Source organism: Paenibacillus sp. JT22N15 (assembly GCF_059383755.1).
The window spans coordinates 278,182-298,498 of the sequence record NZ_JBXENV010000005.1 but is presented as its reverse complement, the minus strand read 5'-3'; the positions used below and the strand labels follow the sequence as shown (position 1 = coordinate 298,498).

At 50.3% G+C, this 20,317-nt stretch carries 16 protein-coding genes and 1 pseudogene; all 17 read right to left on the bottom strand.

Annotated features, from left to right (window positions below; all coding sequences use genetic code 11):
• Positions 1 to 108: 108 nt before the first annotated feature.
• A complete protein-coding gene (locus tag AC50X8_RS12150) occupies positions 109 to 633 on the bottom strand; it encodes a hypothetical protein (protein ID WP_494879945.1) in 525 nt (174 codons plus the stop codon).
• 1 nt (position 634) lies between these two features.
• On the bottom strand, positions 635 to 3,571 hold the full coding sequence (locus AC50X8_RS12145) for a CdiA C-terminal domain-containing protein (RefSeq protein WP_494879944.1): 2,937 nt from the start codon (positions 3,569 to 3,571) through the stop codon (positions 635 to 637).
• Positions 3,572 to 3,604: 33 nt separating this feature from the next.
• Positions 3,605 to 4,000 (bottom strand): DUF4280 domain-containing protein, encoded by a 396-nt coding sequence (locus tag AC50X8_RS12140; protein WP_494879943.1) that lies wholly within the window; start codon positions 3,998 to 4,000, stop codon positions 3,605 to 3,607.
• Between the two features lie 119 nt (positions 4,001 to 4,119).
• Positions 4,120 to 4,644: a hypothetical protein gene (locus tag AC50X8_RS12135; protein WP_494879942.1), complete on the bottom strand. Its 525-nt coding sequence runs from the start codon at positions 4,642 to 4,644 to the stop codon at positions 4,120 to 4,122.
• A complete protein-coding gene (locus tag AC50X8_RS12130) occupies positions 4,644 to 5,342 on the bottom strand; it encodes a hypothetical protein (protein WP_494879941.1) in 699 nt (232 codons plus the stop codon). Before AC50X8_RS12130 ends, AC50X8_RS12135 begins: the two co-directional genes overlap by 1 nt.
• Complete coding sequence (locus AC50X8_RS12125) at positions 5,339 to 6,772, bottom strand: contractile injection system protein, VgrG/Pvc8 family (RefSeq protein ID WP_494879940.1); 1,434 nt, start codon at positions 6,770 to 6,772, stop codon at positions 5,339 to 5,341. The genes AC50X8_RS12130 and AC50X8_RS12125 overlap by 4 nt, the downstream gene beginning before the upstream one ends.
• A gap of 133 nt (positions 6,773 to 6,905) precedes the next feature.
• A pseudogene (locus AC50X8_RS12120) lies at positions 6,906 to 7,247 on the bottom strand (SUKH-3 domain-containing protein); the annotation flags it as partial.
• Positions 7,248 to 7,660: 413 nt separating this feature from the next.
• The gene (locus AC50X8_RS12115; RefSeq protein WP_494865700.1) at positions 7,661 to 8,134 is read right to left on the bottom strand and encodes an SMI1/KNR4 family protein; all 474 of its coding nucleotides are present in this window, start codon (positions 8,132 to 8,134) and stop codon (positions 7,661 to 7,663) included.
• Entirely contained in the window at positions 8,115 to 10,856 is a 2,742-nt protein-coding gene (locus AC50X8_RS12110) for a deaminase domain-containing protein (protein ID WP_494879939.1), read from the bottom strand. Before AC50X8_RS12110 ends, AC50X8_RS12115 begins: the two co-directional genes overlap by 20 nt.
• A gap of 33 nt (positions 10,857 to 10,889) precedes the next feature.
• Positions 10,890 to 11,285: a DUF4280 domain-containing protein gene (locus AC50X8_RS12105; RefSeq protein ID WP_494879938.1), complete on the bottom strand. Its 396-nt coding sequence runs from the start codon at positions 11,283 to 11,285 to the stop codon at positions 10,890 to 10,892.
• Between the two features lie 102 nt (positions 11,286 to 11,387).
• The gene (locus AC50X8_RS12100; RefSeq protein WP_494879936.1) at positions 11,388 to 11,912 is read right to left on the bottom strand and encodes a hypothetical protein; all 525 of its coding nucleotides are present in this window, start codon (positions 11,910 to 11,912) and stop codon (positions 11,388 to 11,390) included.
• Complete coding sequence (locus tag AC50X8_RS12095) at positions 11,912 to 12,598, bottom strand: hypothetical protein (protein WP_494879934.1); 687 nt, start codon at positions 12,596 to 12,598, stop codon at positions 11,912 to 11,914. The genes AC50X8_RS12100 and AC50X8_RS12095 overlap by 1 nt, the downstream gene beginning before the upstream one ends.
• A complete protein-coding gene (locus AC50X8_RS12090; RefSeq protein ID WP_494879933.1) occupies positions 12,595 to 14,493 on the bottom strand; it encodes a contractile injection system protein, VgrG/Pvc8 family in 1,899 nt (632 codons plus the stop codon). The genes AC50X8_RS12095 and AC50X8_RS12090 overlap by 4 nt, the downstream gene beginning before the upstream one ends.
• Positions 14,490 to 15,089 carry a hypothetical protein gene (locus tag AC50X8_RS12085; RefSeq protein WP_494879932.1) on the bottom strand — a complete coding sequence of 200 codons (600 nt, stop codon included), beginning with the start codon at positions 15,087 to 15,089 and terminating at the stop codon, positions 14,490 to 14,492. The genes AC50X8_RS12090 and AC50X8_RS12085 overlap by 4 nt, the downstream gene beginning before the upstream one ends.
• A gap of 113 nt (positions 15,090 to 15,202) precedes the next feature.
• Entirely contained in the window at positions 15,203 to 15,781 is a 579-nt protein-coding gene (locus tag AC50X8_RS12080; protein WP_494879931.1) for an RDD family protein, read from the bottom strand.
• A gap of 43 nt (positions 15,782 to 15,824) precedes the next feature.
• Positions 15,825 to 16,715: a DNA and RNA helicase gene (locus tag AC50X8_RS12075; protein WP_494879926.1), complete on the bottom strand. Its 891-nt coding sequence runs from the start codon at positions 16,713 to 16,715 to the stop codon at positions 15,825 to 15,827.
• A gap of 73 nt (positions 16,716 to 16,788) precedes the next feature.
• Complete coding sequence (locus tag AC50X8_RS12070) at positions 16,789 to 19,545, bottom strand: molecular chaperone (RefSeq protein WP_494880002.1); 2,757 nt, start codon at positions 19,543 to 19,545, stop codon at positions 16,789 to 16,791.
• Positions 19,546 to 20,317 lie beyond the last annotated feature (772 nt).

Sequence of the window (20,317 nt, the reverse complement as noted above, 5' to 3'; positions counted from 1 at the left end):
CACCATCCACATTAAAGAACGAAAAAAGACCACAACACGGGAGTTTTAACTCGTATTGTGGCGTGGTTAATATGGTTATTGATATACCAAAAAAATCTTAACAATCCTTTACTTTTCTTCTTCACTATCTTTTAAAAAATCCTCTTCTTCATATGGATAATTCAATAGTGCTAGATTTTCTTTTTCCAGATACCATGTCCGATAATCTAAATTACTATTAATAATTAAACGCCCTTTAATTCTTTTAAATAGTGGATATGAGGTATGATCTTCAATAACTAAATCCAAATTGTTCATTCGCAATATTTTACCAATTAACTCCAACATTTTTAACCAACCAATATCAAAAGTGCTCGTTATAAATTGAATACTAATAAGAACATTTGTAGTCACACCATACGCTTCAAAATTCATTTCTCGAAAACGCTCCAAATATTCATCCTCATTATCTAAATCAATACTCATTGAAAAATAAGTGCAACCAATACTCACTTCTCGATTATCAGACCTATCTCGCACTTCTGCCTCATAGTCAATTAATTCTACAAATAATACTTCACATATCATATCATAAAGCAACTTTCTTAAGGATTCTCTAGGTAAATCAAAACCAATAGATAACCTAAAATCCATATTACTCATACCTCCAGTACGCTCTAGTTACTTGACGATCTTCAATAATTAATAGTTCATCTAAATGTTTTAAGTCCTTGTGTGTCTGACTTATTAAATGATCAATAAGCTCCGTCCTTTTCTCAACAGGATAATCATTTAAATTTAACACTATTCTTCTAGCTTGCTTTGTAGTTTTTTCTCTAAGCATGTCAAGAGTATTTTTTAGAATAATTGAATCAGGAGCATAACAATCAAATACTTGTCCCTCTATAATAAAATCTGGACTTTTTTTAGGATCAATACCATAGCCATTTCCACCAAAACCATTTCCGTTTGGAAGTTCATCAAGCATTATAGTACGATATCCTTGTTCTGCAAGTACATCAGCAGATTCATTTTGTCTTTCTAATCCTCTATCACCTTTTGGTGGGATCTTGGCATAATTCCCTTCCGGTTTTCCACCCTTAGGTAATGATGGTTTAGTAATTATAGAATTTGGTCTGATTTTAGGTGTATATGGAATATACTTATCACCATATAGCTTATATTCAGAACTAGTTTTCCAATCTACATTTTCATCTCCATATTTTGAACGGAAATACTCATCCCATTCTGGTCCGGTTCTTGGTGTCTGTGCATCATTACCCGTCCCCTCAGCCTTATTCTTCAAACGATCCGCCAATTCCTTCTTACCCGCTTCAGATTCCTTAAAGAAATCCTTATGATGCTGTGACGGACTTGAAGGTATCGAATCAGGACTGTCATGAAGTTTAACATTTCCTCCAGGACCTGCGGGAACAAGATTGTCACCCATTTTCTTATTCGTCAGAGTATTCTGAAGCTTCTTCCAGCCCGTAGTTGCTGCATCCTTAATATCCAATGCATCACGTATAAGTTTCGCTTTAACCGCATCTGCCGCATTCCCAATCCAGCCCGTCATTTTATTCAACGAATCGCCAAATGCGTTGCCCAAAGTCTTCACGATTTTCGCACCAGCGATCTTGTTACCGATTGCCTTCGTAAGACGTGAATCCATTATACCACCGGTTAATCCGCCGATTCCCATATCTAGTGCCAGTGTGCCAAAGCTAAACCCTTTGCCTTCCATTGTCTGGCGAATGACACTCTCAAACCCATTCTGCACCGCACCAAATGCCATACGTCCACCTAGGTTCGCCATCGGACCAAATGGGCCAAACACCGCCCCAGATATCGCCCCGATGACTGTCTCTCGAAAGGCCGTTGACACATACGTGCCCATATCGCTGACCTCGCCGCGGGCAATATCCGATACCGCTTGGCTCACGACTGCGGCAGTTCCCGCAATGGCTGCTCCAGCCAATACTGCACCGACAACGACCGCTCCTGCTCCTAGTGTCGCTACCGTAAACGCCGCTGCTACCGCAACTACTGCGACGACAGCCAATCCTGCCAGCACATTTCTCGCTAGTTTTCCCCAGCTGAATGGCGGTTTTTCCGGTGGTGGCGGTGGAGGAGGCGGCTCACCTTCTACTGGTGCATCATCATAAGGCGCGTAGCTCGTCCGATCCTTCCCTTCCGTTCGGATCTGCGCCCCCATCAGGTTGTACTCGCCTTCCAGCGTGATCCCGCTTGGCGCACTCGTCTTCTTCGCTACTAGCAGCGCTTGCGCGCCAATGACTACGCGCTTCGGCGTAAACAGCGAAATCTCTTCCTTCGCTGTCAGCGTCAGCTTGCGCGGGCTGCTCAAGATAATGCCTACGGCATCGTCCAGCTTCAAAAACAGCGGCTCCTTGCTTCCGCCTGTAAACTCGACTCCCGTCGGGGACAGCTTCATTTCACTGCCATGCTCCGTACCAAAATAACGGTTGTTCGGATCGGCCGTCTTTTCTGCACTCGCCCCATTGGTTCGCACGCCGCCAGTGACAATGGCTTCTTGACCGCCTGCATCGGCTAGATATAAATTCGCTTTTGTTCCTACCTGCGGCATACTGTACATTGCGCTTCCCGTCTCCGGGGCATAGCGGTACCAGTGCGCTGTTCCCTTGTCCTGCTTATCGTCGATGGCCAGATGCACCTGCACCTGCTCTCCCTTCACCGCAAGGATTTCTCCTTGCAGGGTTAGGCCCGACAGCCTGCGATTCATCATAGGCTGCTCTCGTATCCCAGCTTCCCGCGACAGCCGATAATGATAGATCAGCTGACCTTTTTCCAAACGCGCCGTCATCGACGATACGATAAGCTCAATATAGCCTCGAATTTTAAAGCGATCACCCAAACGATAGAACGTTTTGGATTGTATTTCATAGCCGAAAAAGTCTGTATCATGCAGACCTGCTGCTTCCCCGCCTGCTTTTTGAAAAGCCGCCAAATCCTTGCTCACCGTGTATGATGCGCCATCAGGCAGCTTATGCTCTTTCCCCTCCGGCATCCCAATAAACAGCTTCGGCGTTTCTTCCAATATATCACAGACCACGACCGACTGGAACTGGCTCGCCAGACGTTTCGTCAGCTCCCAATCCGTCTCCTCATATTGGATGACTGGCTCAGATGGCTTTTCCTTCTCTCCCTGTTGAAGCAGCACATCCCCGCCTGGATACGCACGCAGTACGGTAGTTATGATCTTCTCGTACGTCTGGCTCGTATCCTGAAAAGATCGCTTCCGCTTCTTCAGATCGCTATAGATGCTTCCCGATACCGCTTCGATCTCGACCGTGTACACCCCATTGCGATGCACCGTCTGCACGGATGTGACGACTCCCTTAAACAGAGGTTTCCGTTTACCCTCTTCTTCGTCGTACAACGCGATTTTATCCTGCCATACCGCTTCCAGCGTGGCATTCGTCCGCAGCTCTTCCTCGACGATCCCGCTAATTCGCAGCGTCCCATGCTCACCCGGCTTCCAGCTCATCGCCACATCCGTGATATGCTTCAGCTTGCAGGGGCCTTCTACCCGCAATCGATCATAACCGATCATCTGCATCCCTCCTCCCCGTTGTCCTTCGTCTACCTAATCTGAATCGTGTTGACCGTCCGAGAGAAAATAGATTTGACCATCTATGGCACACGTAAGAAACGATTGGGTCGTCAGCGCTGGTTTGTTATCTACCTTCGCATTTTCCTTTGGCAGCACCCACTTATTAAAAATCTCTGGCATACAGGGCGGGCCACCCTCGGTAATGCCTTGCTCATTAATCAAGTACACGACTTCCCCGGCTGCCATTTTAGGACTGCGGCATAGGCCAAAATACGGCACGTTCTCCGGGCTGTAATCGTCCTCATTCATCATCGGTTTGCCATTCACATACGACCCATGGCTCTCTGGCAAGTTGATTCGGCGTGAATGCGTGCCGCACGTACATCTCATGGTTGCCCCTCGTACCACATACGCGGGTTGTCCTCCCATTCTCTTCTCCTCCTTTTCGGTCACCGTTTCCTATTCTCTTTCTTGTTAAAAGCTAAAACTGGTTGCGAATCATTTGGTCTACGCTCTCCAAACACTCCAATATTGGTGACTGGTTTCTTCTAAGCCAGCTCCACCCGTTCCAAACGAATACCCACAGGCTCCCGCCGCAGCAGGCTCTCCGCTACATCCAGCCGCACAACAATCAGCGGCAACTCGCTTTCGCTCACCCGCACGATTTTCTTCCCTTGCAGACGCTCCCGATCCAGCACCAAATGCTTAATCGTTCGCTGATCCTGATGCAGCTCGGCATACGGACTTAAACACATCAGCTCCTCAAAAAAGGGCAAGTAATACGTTTTCTGGCGGCGAGTCAGCATATGCATCAAAATGACCATCTTGTATACCGCCCTCGGCTCGTAAAGCTCCACTAACCGCTTCAATCCATCCGATAGCAAAAAGAGCTGCCGATCCAGCACATCTGTAAACACGCTGTCTTTCTCTCCCTTGATTTGAAACAGGAGCTTGTCCGGTATCCGGTACGAGGTCGCCGCATACATATCCCGCATGTCCAGCTTCTCCCTCAACCCTTCCAGCATCGGCGTACTCGTGTAACGGCTATCTTGCTTCAGTACAAAATAGTCCATCAGGATGCACCGTCCTTTCCTGACTGCTGCTCTTGACGCTGATCTCCGTCCTCTTCTTCCGCGCTTTCGCTATCGCTTAGCTCATCCAGTGCGTGTACACCATGACCATCCTCCGCCAATATTTCCGTCTGATCGCGGTACTCCCCCATTGCAATCGCCCAGCCTTCCGCCTTCGCAAGCGTGGTGAAGGTCTCAAGCTGGATCAGCTTTTCCATCTGACCCCGCACGTATTCTACCGCTAGCGTATGGCATTTCTCTGCTTCCAGCTGGCGAATGTCGTCGATATCCATCATCGTGACCTTGCGTGCATAAGCGACTCGTTCTGGCTCCAGTTGCTTCACTCTCTCAAACATCGGAGCGAACAGAAACGCTGGCTCCCAACTCACCGTACAACCGGACGTATCCATCAGCCAGCGTTCATCATACGCATCAATCCGATACGTACAATGGCCCTCCATGATGCTCGTGCGTAAATAGGAGAGGTAGATATATTTCAGCTTCCCTTGTTTTTCCGCTGCTTGAAGCTCCGCTGCCCGCACGCATAACGCCTCAAACGCTCTCGTCAGCTCCGCATCAATCGCTTCCTGATGCTCCTCGTAAAACTCATTCACAAGCAGCACATCCTCCTGCCACCGATCAAACACATGCCGCTCCAAAAAGTCAGCCAGCGCCTCTTCCCGCGTCATCACCTGACTCATACGATGTTGACCTTTCCGCCGCTCAGCGTCACTTCATCCTGCACCGTCAGCATCGCGTCGCCCTGCTTCAAATCGATGCCCGTCTCTCCTTGGATCAAAATGTTCGCTTCGCTCGTGATCTCAATATCTTCCACAGCCGTGAGCATAATTTTCTTATCGCTGTTGATCTCGATTCCGCCGTCATCGGTCAGGCGCATCAGCATCTGCCCGCCTCCGATAATCTCCACCGCGCCCGGCTGGAACACAATCTGCTTGCCATATTTCGTGCTGATGCTTTTCACCGCCGGGTCGCTGCGCTTCGTCGTATCCGAAGATGCGACATCAACCGAGCTCGCTGCAAACGCATTTTTCTCCTCTGCATCCGGAAAATACAGCCTTGCCTCATCGCCGATCTCCGGCATGCAGTACCACCCGCTGCCGTCTGGCGACGAATACACGGTCGAATATGGGAACCATGTATCCGCTCCTCCGCCGTCGATTTTCAGCTTCAGCTTTACTTTGTCTTTTTCCACGCCAGCAATGGTGCCGAATAGCGAAATACCCGTAATCTCCTCCAGATAACGGGTGCCGCAGCGAAATCCTTCCCGCTCTCGAAGATCGTAATGGTAGACCAGCAGTCCTTGCTCCGTGCGCGCCTCCACTCGGTATACGAACAAGGAGCGACGCTGAAATTGAACGGCGCTGCCCAGTTCAACGGCAGTATGGCTCGTCACCTCATAAATCATCCGGCCCTGCTCGGTAAAGCTCGCTTTGCTATTTTCAGCCAACTGCTTATAGACGCCCATTTCCTTGCGGATCGAATAGTTTGTCTCCGTCAGCACGACCTCGCCGCCCGCCTCCGGCACGCCCGCATAAAAACGGATGCCCGGCATCGCGCTGATCGCCAGCAGCGGCATATTGAAATGCGACGCCAGCCGCTTCGCAAACGCCCAGTCGGTTTCTAGATATTGCATGATTAGGCCGCCTATGGCCTTGCCTTGCGACGCTTCATCCACGACATTCGCATTCGGATAATCCGACGCCAGCTGGTTCAAAATCTGCTCATACGTTTGCTGCCCGTTTTGGTAGGAGCGCGTTTCCTTTTTGAGATCCATCAGGAACGTGCGACTTTGTGCTTCAATCGTCAGCGTTCGCACGTTTTGCACCACTTGGATGCGGGCGTTCGTAATGATGCCATGAAAAAGCGTCCGCTTGCCGCTCTCCTCCGTCTGCGTGTACACCTCAATCGGCTCATTGTCCGAGATCCGCTCGATATAGACATCCAACTTACTTTCCGGTACGATGCCGCTCAACGTCAGCTGAATATGCTCATTCACTTCTTTTACGATCGTCAGGGCAGTGATTTGCTCATAGGGGCTTTCGGTCATATAGATATCTGCGAGGGTGTAAATCGGGTGGGCCGTTTGGCTGCTTGCACTCTCGCTTCTCATAGCGATGGCTTCTGGGTTATAAATAAAAAAGATTTACTTCAACTTTTTAAGTCGAAGTAAATCTTTTGTTTTAATAGATGAAGACATTTTATAAAAAAGAATCAAAAAACTCCACAGTTCTTACGAACAAAAATCAGGGTACACTTGGATTTTTTATTTCCTCTATAGGCTTAGGTTGGCAGAGCGCTTCTAAGGCTTCATAAATATTTTCACCAAATTTGAATAATTGATATCCTCCGTATTCACCATAAACTTTCCCGCTTTCTGACATAAACATATTCATGTTGCGACGATAGGCTTCGCTAATTACAACTAACGGTTCGTTAAACCAATACTCAAATTCTGAATAATCTTCTCTTTCTATTATGTCTCCCAATACAAGCTTGGGTTTAAAATGAAAAGACTCAAATTTCCCATCCAATTTTAAGTAAGAATATTCTAATTCACCAAACACTCGAAGTAATTGCCTCTTAGTTCTCGCGCAGCTATTTCTATTTTTTCACTTCTTGTCTTGATTTCCAATTTTTCTTTTGAACTATTTTTATTATGCTGAGATGGATCGAAAGGCTTAGGATCAGGACTATCATAAAGTTTAAAATTGAGAAAGCGAACATAACAAAAAACAGATCCATTATGGTGGTATCTGACCATAATCGACCTGTTCAATGTAACGAAGTAGCGTTATTTGGGTTATAAAATTAAAGCATTTGATGTGCGTACAACCGAAATGAAGAAATCTTTATACGGGTATTACATGGGTTTGATAATGGGTTTAATCAGTACCGGCTGAGGTCTATTCCCTCATCCGCCACAATTAATTTATAGGCATAGCTATTCTGAAAAAAATTATTGCATCCCCCCGATGGTGATTAGCGGCGGCATAGTTGACTATTTGGGACTAAAGAGAAATCTATCCCTATCATAGAAACGATATAGAAACTCTGTGAATGAGTCTGCAATTTTATAAAAATCTTCTTGATCATTCATTTCAGAATAAAAATAGATAGAGGGATTATCTCCTTCTGTTAGATTAAAGAAACAAAACATATACCCCTGATGCATCCAAAATACAAATTCATCATTCGATAGTTTTTTTTCAAAGTTATTTTCTTCCAGTAATTCAATTGCTGCTTCTTTCAAGTCAAAGATATCGTGTAGCAAACAAGATTCTCCCCTTAAAAATTGTACACCTTTACCCATTTTCTTCATAAATTCAATGTACGTTTTTGGTAATTCCCCACCTGCAAATAATAATAATTCCTGTAACTCTTCTTCATTACACGGTTCGAGTTCATTATCATCATTTTTGAGTCTTCTTATGAAATCTTCTAAACTAAATTCATTATTTTGTTCGTACTTCAACTCTTATCACCTCTATATTCTTAAAATCTTTTTGAAATTGATCAACAATGTCTATACAGTTGTCACAAAATGGGTTTTCTGAAACAATTTCAATCCTACCTTTAATATCAGGAGTATCTTTATATTTCGCTCTTAGATATTCTACAATTTTTTGCTCGGTATCGGTTTCGTAGCCTAATGGCCCTTGATAGTAGTTTTCTTTTGGAGGAATAAAGTTTCCCTTATTTTGCGGATTATCAAGATGTACTCTACCACTCACACATTCTAAATCAATAGCATCGTCACCAATTTGTCCCTTTGAAAACGCGACATTCCTTTTCTTACCTGCTGTGTATTTCTTTCTTAAAGTATCAATTAATTCATTATCTTCTGGAGTTGCTGTTCTAGACACTCTATTTACAGAAGGTTTACCCGTCCCCTCAGCCTCATTCTTCAAACGATCCGCCAATTCCTTCTTACCAGCCTCGGATTCGCTAAAGAAATCCTTATGATGCTGTGACGGACTTGAAGGTACAGAATCAGGACTATCATGAAGTTTAACATTTCCTCCAGGACCCGCGGGAACAAGATCATCCCCCACCTTCTTAATCGTCAAGGCATTCTGAAGCTTCTTCCAGCCCGTAGTTGCTGCATCCTTGATATCCAATGCATCACGTATCAGTTTCGCTTTAACCGCATCTGCGGCATTCCCAATCCAGCCCGTCATTTTATTCAGCGAATCGCCAAATGCGTTGCCCAAGGATTTAACAATTTTCGCATTTGCAATTTTGCTACCAATCGCCTTCGTGAGCCGCGAATCCATTATACCACCGGTTAAACCGCCGATTCCCATATCTAGTGCCAGTGTGCCAAAGCTAAACCCTTTGCCTTCCATTGTCTGGCGAATGACACTCTCAAACCCATTCTGCACCGCACCAAATGCCATACGTCCACCTAGGTTCGCCATCGGACCAAATGGGCCAAACACCGCCCCAGATATCGCCCCGATGACTGTCTCTCGAAAGGCTGTTGACACATACGTGCCCATATCGCTGACCTCGCCGCGGGCAATATCCGATACCGCTTGGCTCACGACTGCGGCGGTTCCCGCAATGGCCGCTCCAGCTAGCACTGCACCGACAACGACCGCTCCCGCTCCTAGTGTCGCTACCGTGAAGGCTGCTGCTACCGCGACTACTGCGACGACAGCCAATCCTGCCAGCACATTCCTCGCTAGTTTTCCCCAACTAAACGGCGGTTTTTCTGGTGGTGGCGGTGGGGGAGGCGGCTCGCCTTCTACTGGTGCATCGTCATACGGCGCATAGCTCGTCCGATCTTTCCCTTCCGTTCGGATCTGCGCCCCCATCAGGTTGTACTCGCCTTCCAGCGTAATTCCGCTTGGCGCGCTCGTCTTCTTCGCAACTAGCAGCGCTTGCGCGCCAATAACTACGCGCTTCGGCGTGAACAGCGAAATCTCTTCCTTCGCTGTCAGCGTCAGTTTGCGCGGGCTGCTCAAGATAATGCCTACGGCATCGTCCAGCTTCAAAAACAGCGGCTCCTTGCTTCCGCCTGTGAACTCAACTCCCGTCGGCGACAGCTTCATTTCACTGCCATGCTCCGTGCCAAAATAACGGTTATTCGGATCGGCCGTCTTTTCCGCACTTGCTCCGTTCGTCCGTACACCACCCGTGACGATCGCTTCTTGTCCGCCAGCATCGGCTAGATACAGATTCGCTTTTGTTCCCACCTGCGGCATACTGTACATCGCGCTTCCCGTCTCTGGGGCATAACGGTACCAGTGCGCTGTTCCCTTGTCCTGCTTATCGTCGATCGCCAGATGCACCTGCACCTGTTCCCCTTTCACTGCCAGAATTTCTCCTTGCAGTGTCAGGCCTGACAGCCTGCGATTCATCATGGGTAGCTCTCGTATTCCGGCTTCCCGCGACAGCCGATAATGGTAGATCAGCTGACCCTTCTCTAAACGTGCCGTCATCGACGATACGATCAGTTCAATATAGCCTCGAATTTTAAAGCGATCACCCAAACGATAGAACGTTTTGGATCGTATTTCATAGCCGAAAAAATCCGTATCATGCAGGCCCGCTGCTTCCCCGCCTGCTTTTTGAAAAGCCGCCAAATCCTTGCTCACCGTATACGATGCTCCTTCAGGCAGCTTATGCTCTTTCCCCTCCGGCATCCCAATAAACAGCTTCGGCGTTTCTTCCAATATATCACAGACCACCACCGACTGGAACTGGCTCGCTAGTCGTTTCGTCAGCTCCCAATCCGTCTCCTCATATTGAATGACAGGCTCAGATGGCTTTTCCTTCTCTCCCTTTTGAAGCAGCACATCCCCGCCTGGATACGCACGCAGTACGGTAGTTATGATCTTCTCGTACGTCTGGCTCGTATCCTGAAAAGATCGCTTCCGCTTCTTCAGATCGCTATAGATACTTCCCGACACCGCTTCGATCTCGACTGTGTACACCCCATTGCGATGCACCGTCTGCACAGATGTGACGACTCCCTTAAACAGAGGTTTCCGTTTACCCTCTTCTTCGTCGTACAACGCGATTTTATCCTGCCATACCGCTTCCAGCGTGGCGTTCGTTCGCATCTCTTCCTCGACCATTCCGCTAATCCGTAGCGTCCCATGCTCGCCCGGCTTCCAGCTCATCGCCACATCCGTGATATGCTTCAGCTTGCAGGGGCCTTCTACCCGCAATCGATCATAACCGATCATCTGCATCCCTCCTCCCCGTTGTCCTTTGTCTACCTAATCTGAATCGTGCTGACCGTCCGAGAGAAAATAGATTTGACCATCCATGGCACACGTAAGAAACGATTGGGTCGTCAGCGCTGGTTTGTTATCTACCTTCGCATTTTCCTTTGGCAGCACCCACTTATTAAAAATCTCTGGCATACAGGGCGGGCCACCCTCGGTAATGCCTTGCTCATTAATCAAGTACACGACTTCCCCGGCTGCCATTTTAGGACTACGGCATAGGCCAAAATACGGCACGTTCTCCGGGCTGTTATCGTCCTCATTCATCATCGGCTTGCCATTCACATACGACCCATGGCTCTCTGGCAAGTTGATTCGGCGTGAATGCGTGCCGCACGTACATCTCATGGTTGCCCCTCGTACCACATACGCGGGTTGTCCTCCCATTCTCTTCTCCTCCTTTTCAATCACCGTTTCCTATTCTATTTCTTGCAAGAAGCTACATTTGGTTGCAAACCGTTTGAATAATCGTGACTCGACTCGTTTGGTCTAAGCCAGCTCCACCCGTTCCAAACGAATGCCCACAGGCTCCCGCCGCAGCAGGCTCTCTGCTACATCCAGCCGCACAACAATCATCGGCAATTCGCTTTCGCTCACCCGCACAATTTTCTTCCCTTTCAGACGCTCCCGATCCAGCACCAAATGCTTAATCGTCCGCTGATCCTGATGCAGCTCGGCATACGGACTTAAACACGGCAGCTCCTCAAAAAAGGGCAAGTAATACGTTTGCTGGCGGCGAGTCAGCATATGCATCAAAATGACCATCTTGTATACCGCTCTCGGCTCGTACAGCTCCACTAACCGCTTCAATCCATCCGATAGCAAAAAAAGCTGCCGATCCAGCACATCCGTAAACACGCTGTCCTTCTCTCCCTTGACTTGAAACAGCAGCTTGTCCGGTATCCTGTACGAAGTCGCCGCATATATATCCCGCATGTCCAGCTTCTCCCGTAGACCTTCCAGCATCGGCGTACTCGTGTAGCGGCTATCTTGCTTCAGTACAAAATAGTCCATCAGGACGCACCGTCCTTTCCATCCTGCTGCTCTTGACGCTCTTCTTCCGCGCTTTCGCTATCGCTAGGCTCATCCAGTGCGCGTACCCCATGACCATCCTCCGCCAATATTTCCGTCTGATCGCGGTACTCTCCCATCGCAATCGCCCAGCCTTCCGCCTTCGCAAGCGTGGTGAAGTCTTCAAGCTCGATCAGCTTTTCCATCTGCCCACGCACGAATTCCACCGCCAGCGTGTGGCATTTCTCTGCTTCAAGCTGGCGAATGTCGTCGATATCCATAATCGTGACCTTTCGTGCGTAAGCGACTCGCTCCGGCTCCAGCTGTTTGACTCGCTCGAACATCGGCTCGAACAGAAACGCAGGCTCCCAGCTCGCTGTACAGCCTGACGTATCCATGAGCCAGCGTTCATCATATGCATCCATCCGGTACGTGCAGTGGCCTTCCATGATGCTCGTGCGCAAATAGGAAATGTAGATATATTTCAGCTTCCCTTGTTTTTTCGCTGCTTGAAGCTCCGCTGCCCGCACGCATAACGCCTCAAACGCTCGCGCCAGCTCCGCATCAATCGCTTCCTGATGTTCTTCGTAAAGGTCATTCACGAGCAGCACATCTTCCTGCCAGCGATCGAACACATAACGCTCCAAAAAATCAGCCAGCGCCTCTTCCCGCGTCATCACCTGACTCATACGATGTTGACCTTTCCGCCGCTCAGCGTCACTTCATCCTGCACCGTCAGCATCGCGTCGCCCTGCTTCAAATCGATGCCTGTCTCTCCTTGGATCAAAATATTCGCTTCGCTTGTAATCTCAATATCTTCCACAGCCGTGAGCATAATTTTCTTATCGCTGTTGATCTCAATTCCGCCGTCATCGGTCAAGCGCATCAGCATCTGACCGCCCCCGATAATCTCCACCGCACCCGGCTGAAATACAATCTGCTTGCCATATTTTGTGCTGATGCTTTTCACCGCCGGGTCGCTGCGCTTCGTCGTATCCGAAGATGCGACATCAACCGAGCTCGCTGCAAACGCATTTTTCTCCTCTGCATCCGGAAAATACAGCCTTGCCTCATCGCCGATCTCCGGCATGCAGTACCAGCCGCTCCCGTCTGGCGATGAATACACCGTCGAATACGGAAACCACGTATCTGCTCCGCCGCCGTCAATTTTCAGCTTCAGCTTTACTTTGTCTTTCTCCACACCAGCAATCGTGCCGAATAGCGAAATACCCGTAATCTCCTCCAGATAACGGGTGCCGCAGCGAAATCCTTCCCGCTCTCGAAGATCGTAATGGTAGACCAGCAGTCCTTGCTCCGTGCGCGCTTCCACCCGGTATACGAACAAGGAGCGACGCTGAAATTGAACGGCGCTGCCCAGTTCAATGGCAGTATGGCTCGTCACTTCATAGATCATCCGGCCCTGCTCGGTAAAGCTCGCTTTGCTATTTTCAGCCAATTGCTTATAGACGCCCATTTCCTTACGGATCGAATAGTTCGTCTCTGTCAGCACGACCTCGCCGCCCGCCTCCGGCACGCCCGCATAAAAACGGATGCCCGGCATCGCGCTAATCGCCAGCAGCGGCATATGGAAATGCGATGCAAGCCGCTTCGCAAACGCCCAGTCGGTTTCTAGATATTGCATGATTAGGCCACCTATGGCCTTGCCTTTAGAAGCTTCATCGACGACATTCGCATTCGGATAATCCGACGCCAGCTGGTTCAAAATCTGCTCATACGTTTGCTGCCCGTTTTGGTAGGAGCGCGTTTCCTTTTTGAGATCCATCAGGAACGTGCGGCTTTGTGCTTCGATCGTCAGCGTGCGCACGTTTTGCACCACTTGAATGCGGGCGTTCGTAATGATGCCGTGAAAAAGCGTCCGCTTGCCGCTCTCCTCCGTCTGCGTATAGACTTCAATCGGCTCATTGTCCGAGATGCGCTCGATATAGACATCCAGCTTGCTCTCTGGCACGATGCCGCTCAGCGTCAGCTGGATATGCTCATTCACTTCTTTTACGATCGTCAGGGCGGTGATTTGCTCATAGGGGCTTTCGGTCATATAGATATCTGCGAGGGTGTAAATCGGGTGGGCCGTTTGGCTGCTTGCACTCTCGCTTTGTATAGCGGTGGCTGCGGCTGGGTGAATCCTCATACTTTCAGGGCGCTCCACTCGACCTCCCGGTCTTTCTGCACGGCCCTTCGCACGCTCCATTAGACCTGACATACCTGATGCCATGCTTCCCATGCGCGCCATTGCGCCTGCTGGGTGTGCTTCTTGGTTCTCCACATGTTTGGCTTGACCTGATGGTCTTGCAGCACGACTCTCCGCACGCTCTGCATGGCCTGACGGCCTTGCCTCACGATGATCCGCACTCCCCATTTGAGCCGATGGTTTAGCTTCGTGCTTTTCCATCCACTCCGCCTGTTTCTGAGGTCTAGCCGCTCTTCCTTCTACCAGCTCCTTGCGAGCCATCGGCCTTGCCACAGCATGGCCTGCCATAAAATCCATGCCACCGGATTCCTGTCTTGCTCCGCGTGCTTCCATACGTCCTACTCGTTCTGCTGGTCTTTCTGTACGTTCACTCATGCTTGCACCTCTTCCTCTGCTTCTTCGTATACCCGGATACTTTGCAGCATTTGGTAAGCAATCTCCCGCCAATCGGCATACAAGCTGTATGGGCATGTGAAAGACCCAATAACCGCCTGGCCGTCCAGCGCGAGGAAGAACATAATCGTATACAGATAGCCGTCGAGCGCCGAGCTTTTGAAATCGAAGAAACCAATGCGTTTCCCATTGATTTCCTCCACCTCTGTCGTATAAAAAACATTCGACGGATTCGCCCGTTTAACCATGCCCTTCATGCCATTCGTAAGCTCATCTACCCATGGATCGCTTAAGTCCTCATCCACATATTTCAGTGTAAAAGCAATGCTTCCATCCACATTTGCCTTAATGATCTCAGGACGCTCCTCATACGGATATTTGGCTTTCCGCGATTGCTCATCCATATCCGTAAACTGGCTTGGCAGATGCACTGATAAACGCTCATCGAAAAAGAAAACCGGTTCAAACACATAGTTTTCCACCCCGATCCGAATGCTCTCAGCATGAATCGTTTTGGGGTGCTCCAATGTCTCCATCTCTTGCAGCAATTTCAGTATTTTCTCATCAGCATGTTCCAACTTGTCGTCCTCCTTCAAGTCATCTAGCCTATTCTTGGACTAACCTGCTTCTAAGTCTCTAATCTACTATTTTGTTAAAAGAGGGAGCCTGTTACGAGCGCTCGCTCGCTCGCTCATTCTTTCCCAAACGGCGCCAACGGCGGTTGAACTGGCTGATGCATAGGGGTATACGTCGGATACTGCACAAACGGCGGCTGATGCACATCCAATCCAAGCTGCTTGGCCAGCAGCAGCACCTTCTTGTCCACCACATAGGTGCCTGCCATTTTGTCGTGAAGCCCCTGCTTTTTGCTTGTAAACGGAATAATAAGAAAACCGACATACAAAATCAGTCCAGATAAGATTCTTCCAAAAAATCTTCCCGTCGCACGGCCAAACGTTACGCGTTCAAATCGCTCATCGGTTACAATGATGCCAAGGGTCATTTTGCCCAGCGTCCCTTGAGCAGGCGACATTTCCATCAAGGTGAAATAGAGCCATCTCAACACAAGGTAGAACAGGAACATACTCGGCACTATCAATGAAAATAAGCCATCGAACGATTGACTATACAAAGAATCTGATTGAAGTGCCGCTATCGGCATGCTGAATAGTAGCATGATTATTAATAAGCCGATGTAGGTGAACAAATATAAAATAATGTCGTCGATAATGTACGCGAACAACCTTTTCCAAAAACCTGCATAAACCAAAATATGGCCTCCTGTGTCTGATCTCTCCTGTATTTGAACTCCCTTAATCCACCAGCATCCGCCGCATGCCGCCTGAGCGAAGATCGCCTTTCGCCGCTCCGCCGCGATGCACGTTGCCGAGTATTCGGCGCAAATGGCCATACAGCTGGTCACGGTCTACTGGAGGCGGGTCATCGAATTTCCCCGTATCGCTCATCCGTTCGCGGCCAGCCGCTGAATGAGCACCAGCACCCGAACCGCCCTTCGCTCCCATATGAAAGCCCCGCTGCACGCCTCGGCGCTCCAGCCCCAGCCTTGCGGCTACATAATGCTCAATGACGGGCATCGCCACTGTTCCTTCATTCAGGCACAGCATCGCAAACGAGATATCATGCGGATCAGAGCAGCCGCGCATCAGCAGCTCTTCCCCGTACAGGCGCATGACGATCGGGTCCATCGTGCTGCGCCCGTAAGCGGCATGCTCCACATGAATGAGCTGCACCGTGTTGTATTCGGTGATCAAATCATGGAACCCCTCATAGCTTTGGCGCAGCCTTGCGCCCGGCTTGAGCTTGTAACGTCCCAGCTCAAGCTCGTTCCCGCGCAGCTGGCCAGCAGGCTCCAGCACGATTTCCGTCTCATAGCTCGTAATATCACTGCGTACACTCGGCTCCGATGGGAAACGGATTTTAATCAGCGTCTCATTTCCCGATGCCGAATAAGGCAGCTCATAATCCTGCTCCAGACTGAACAACCGACCGTCATGCTTGACTATGCCGCGCTTGATCGTCAGCGTTTCCTCGCCCACCAGCACCTCGGCCCCGCAAATAATGCCATCCGAATAGCTGCTGTACTGGATGTCGAACATATGCCGCGGGTAATCCCGCAAATTACTGAGCATCTCCGTCTTTAGAATTCGGCCCTTCTGAAAGCTGGGATAGCGGTCTGCAAACATGCCCGCTCACTTCCTTTCTGTCTATTTCACCCTTCTAATCTCCTGGCACTTCTCTATTTATCTATTTCTCTATCTATTTCAGCCCGTCAAAGAAATCCAGCTCCGACAGATCATCCTCGAATGTGAACAGCCGCTTCTCGCCCAGCAAGAGCTGCTCCTGCGTCCGTGCGACCGGAACGATGTGGAAGCCCCATTGATTTTCGCCCGTCACAACGAAAAATTTCACTTCTCCATTCACGATTAAATCCGTTTCCTCCTGTGGAATCTGTTCGCCGTACAAGGCGGCGATTTCTTCATATAACGCGGCATTGTAAACGCTGCGGCTGTTATCATACACGTATTTGCGCTGCAGCTTGTCGTCCCCGCTCTTGAGATAAAAAGCGACCTCCGATACATGCATCGGCCGCGACACCGCGCCCCGCATCCGGCTAAGCTGCTCCATGCTGCTGATGAGCACTTTTTCGCCGCCTTGATGCGTATAGGCCGTCACTGTATACGGCACGACTGGCGCGCTCCGCGTCACCGTCGTCTGAATTTGGCCCAGCTTGCGCGCCGTCAAATACCGAATTGCCCCGCGCAGGCATGCCAGCTTCAGCTCCGGCACCTTGCCCGCCTCATCGGCTTTCAGCCCAAACTCAATGCTGCGCCCCGGCACAAATTCCTTCAGCGCCTCGCGGAACGCCTCGATCCGGCACGATTGCCCGGTCAGCTTGATCATCGCGTACTGCTGCAAACGCCCATCCTCATAAAAATCCTCCAAAAACGCCCGTACAATATTGTAAATATCTGCCCTCAGCAGCTTAGACATTTCATTGACCGTGAACACCGCGTCCGGGCTGTCATGGCGATCGGTGAACCTGCCGCCTTCATTCAGCGACAAGCACCAGCCAGCAATCGGCATCACTTCGAGGTCATTGTCCGCGCGATCCATTCGCCCCGAACGCGGCGTCTGCTCCGCAATGTCAAACTTTCTGCGGAACGTGCTCGTCCGCCGGAAGAACGCAACCTTAAGCTCCTCTGCCAGCTCCCATAAAAAATAAAAATTGCGCCGCACGCGCCAATAATCGTCACGCGTCCGGTTCTCATACTGCTTGAAGCGCGTCGGCAGCACCCGCTCCGCTTCCCGATACCGCTGCTCCAGCGGCTCATATACCGCCGCAACGCCATATTCATCCACATGGCGGAATAAATCCGCGCCGGGTATGCCGATCAGCTCATCGAGATCCGTCAAGACGCGGCCGCGGGCATAATAATCGGCAAAAACGATTTTGATATATTGCATCACCCGGTACGTGAGATTATTGCCGCCAAAATTCGTGTCGCCATTCTCGTAGGCGGTGCGAATGTCGATGTTATACGAGATTCGTCCTTCCTCAATGCGGAAGCGGCAGGAGGACAGGTCGGTCGTTCCCCCGCCGCAATCGATAACCAGCGCTTCGAACGTCTCGCCCTCCATGTAGCGATCCTGCTCGATTTGGTCAGCTATCGTGTTGTACAGCACGGCCATGCCCTCATCGAGCGCATGCTCCGTTTCAATGACGTAGTCATCTTGCAGCACTTCCTTGAACATCGCCATAAACGGCTCTTTCAGCTTCACCGGGCTTGTAAAATGCAAATGCTTGAAGCGGCATTTGAACTGATGCTCTGCCGTTTGAATGACATGCAGCAAATATGCGCGTATGAGCTCGCTCCGTCTCAGCACGGCGGTATTGCCGCTTGCATCGCTTACTTCCTCCATTTTGCCGATCCCATTCACCCAACGCTTCATCCCGAGAAAAACGCTCGTTTTTCCCGCATGTGCGTTATGCTTGAGCTGGCGCATCGCCTCATACCCATAGGTGTATTTGATATCGCCTAAATCCGCACAATCGGCTACGCCAATCGCCGTCGGCAGCATTTCAATCCAGCCAGCCGTGGACGCAACGCCCATTCCACTGCCGCCAGAATGGAGGAAGTCCCCGCCAGCCGCGTCACCTTCCGCCGTTTTGGCAAAGGATACATAGTTAATCGATCCAAGCCGCAGCTTGCCGTTCAAAATATCATGGCTGCTCGGCTCGGCAATAAAGCCATAATCGAGAAAAGCGCCAGCCGTCGTATTCGACGTGCCGAAGTCAATCGCGAGCACTGCCTGCGTCTGCTCTACCTCGCGAATGTCCAGCTCGGACACCGGCATGCGCCAGTAATGCAAATTAGCAGGCGGCATCAGCCGATTGCTGTAATAGGCTTTGTATAAATATTCCGAATCCTGCTTGCGGAACAGCAGCAGGCTGTAGTTGCGGTTCGCCGTCCGGCGATACACCGTATTTTTATCTGCACACAGCATAAAGACGCCTGGCTCTAATCCATCTTTTACCAGACGCAAAATCCCGCACACTTCCTCCTGCTCATTCACAATAAGCACATTCGATTCGCAAACGCTCGGCACATGAGGCGCACGCACCTGATAGCCATCCCGCCGACCCAGCGGCAGGCCGTTGTAGATCGTAATTTTCGCCGGAATGTGGATGCTTGCCGCATCGCGCAGCGGCGTATTTAAATAATGCTGCAAAGCATATTCCAGCCTCTCAAAGCCCTGCTCCTCATATTCATCAATAAACAGGCTTTCATCTGCACCGCGATATTTCAGCACAATGCGAACGAGCTCCTCGCGGCTCTGCGCCTCAACAACACCTTTGACGATGCGCTCCTGATGACAAATGCTGCGCAGTTGATGCGTCGTCATTTGCTCAAGCTCAGCAAGCGAATAGCGTCTTGCCGCTGCACCACGGGCATTTTGCCCAGCTTGCGGGCCGAGACCTTTTGCTCCTGGCGGCGTATAATGCGTTCTCATGCCGGATGGCTGGCGCGATGCTCCCGAAGGTCCCCGCATATCGTCTCTGCCGCCTGCGCCGTTACTCGAATAACGGGCATTACTACTCCCATTTCCGCTCCCATTAGCAGTGTTAGCTGCATCCTCTTTATCCAAGTAGCTGCCGCCGAGCTTTGCCGCCGGACCATTGCCAGCCGCCCTTCCGTTACCGTTAACATTCCCGTTGCCATTTCCGTTCGCACTGCCATTGGCATTGCCATAGCCGCCATCATCCAAGCCGCCATTTCCATAACCGCCTGCTTGCCCACGGCTATTGCCTGCACCGCCTAGATCGCGGCCGCCATCTGCCGCTCCACGGCCATAGCCATTTCCGCCTGCCGCCGCTTCATCCATATAGCGATCGGGGTTCCCGCCGCGGCCGCCTTGACCTTGATTTTGCCCGTTTCCACCGTACCCAGCGTTTCCGCCGTATCCACTGTTTCCACCACGATTGCCAGCACCTTGCCCGTTTCCATCCGGATAACCTTGATTTTGGCTTTGACCATAACCATCGTTGTTTCCCGCGCCTTGGCCATACCCGCCTTGATCGCCTTGGGCTGGGCCTTGCCCTTGCACTTTCCCTTGCCCGTAGCCTTTCGGGCCTCCAACACTTTTGTCCCCGCCAGCCATTGCGGCTCCTTCATCGTAGCTGCCCCGGGACTGCTCCGCTTCGCGGGTCGCCGCCGCTTCGTCGTGGGGCCGTGCTCCTGCGTTATTTTCAGCACCGGGCTTCGTTAATTTATAGGTATAGCTG

Excerpts from the sequence above, each read along its gene's own strand:
- AC50X8_RS12150 (WP_494879945.1), bottom strand. The coding sequence starts at position 633 with ATGGATTTTAGGTTATCTATTGGTTTTGATTTACCTAGAGAATCCTTA.
- AC50X8_RS12145 (WP_494879944.1), bottom strand. The coding sequence starts at position 3,571 with ATGATCGGTTATGATCGATTGCGGGTAGAAGGCCCCTGCAAGCTGAAG.
- AC50X8_RS12140 (WP_494879943.1), bottom strand. The coding sequence starts at position 4,000 with ATGGGAGGACAACCCGCGTATGTGGTACGAGGGGCAACCATGAGATGT.
- AC50X8_RS12135 (WP_494879942.1), bottom strand. The coding sequence starts at position 4,644 with ATGGACTATTTTGTACTGAAGCAAGATAGCCGTTACACGAGTACGCCG.
- AC50X8_RS12130 (WP_494879941.1), bottom strand. The coding sequence starts at position 5,342 with ATGAGTCAGGTGATGACGCGGGAAGAGGCGCTGGCTGACTTTTTGGAG.
- AC50X8_RS12125 (WP_494879940.1), bottom strand. The coding sequence starts at position 6,772 with ATGAGAAGCGAGAGTGCAAGCAGCCAAACGGCCCACCCGATTTACACC.
- AC50X8_RS12110 (WP_494879939.1), bottom strand. The coding sequence starts at position 10,856 with ATGATCGGTTATGATCGATTGCGGGTAGAAGGCCCCTGCAAGCTGAAG.
- AC50X8_RS12105 (WP_494879938.1), bottom strand. The coding sequence starts at position 11,285 with ATGGGAGGACAACCCGCGTATGTGGTACGAGGGGCAACCATGAGATGT.
- AC50X8_RS12100 (WP_494879936.1), bottom strand. The coding sequence starts at position 11,912 with ATGGACTATTTTGTACTGAAGCAAGATAGCCGCTACACGAGTACGCCG.
- AC50X8_RS12095 (WP_494879934.1), bottom strand. The coding sequence starts at position 12,598 with ATGAGTCAGGTGATGACGCGGGAAGAGGCGCTGGCTGATTTTTTGGAG.
- AC50X8_RS12090 (WP_494879933.1), bottom strand. The coding sequence starts at position 14,493 with ATGAGTGAACGTACAGAAAGACCAGCAGAACGAGTAGGACGTATGGAA.
- AC50X8_RS12075 (WP_494879926.1), bottom strand. The coding sequence starts at position 16,715 with ATGTTTGCAGACCGCTATCCCAGCTTTCAGAAGGGCCGAATTCTAAAG.
- AC50X8_RS12070 (WP_494880002.1), bottom strand. The coding sequence starts at position 19,545 with ATGAGAACGCATTATACGCCGCCAGGAGCAAAAGGTCTCGGCCCGCAA.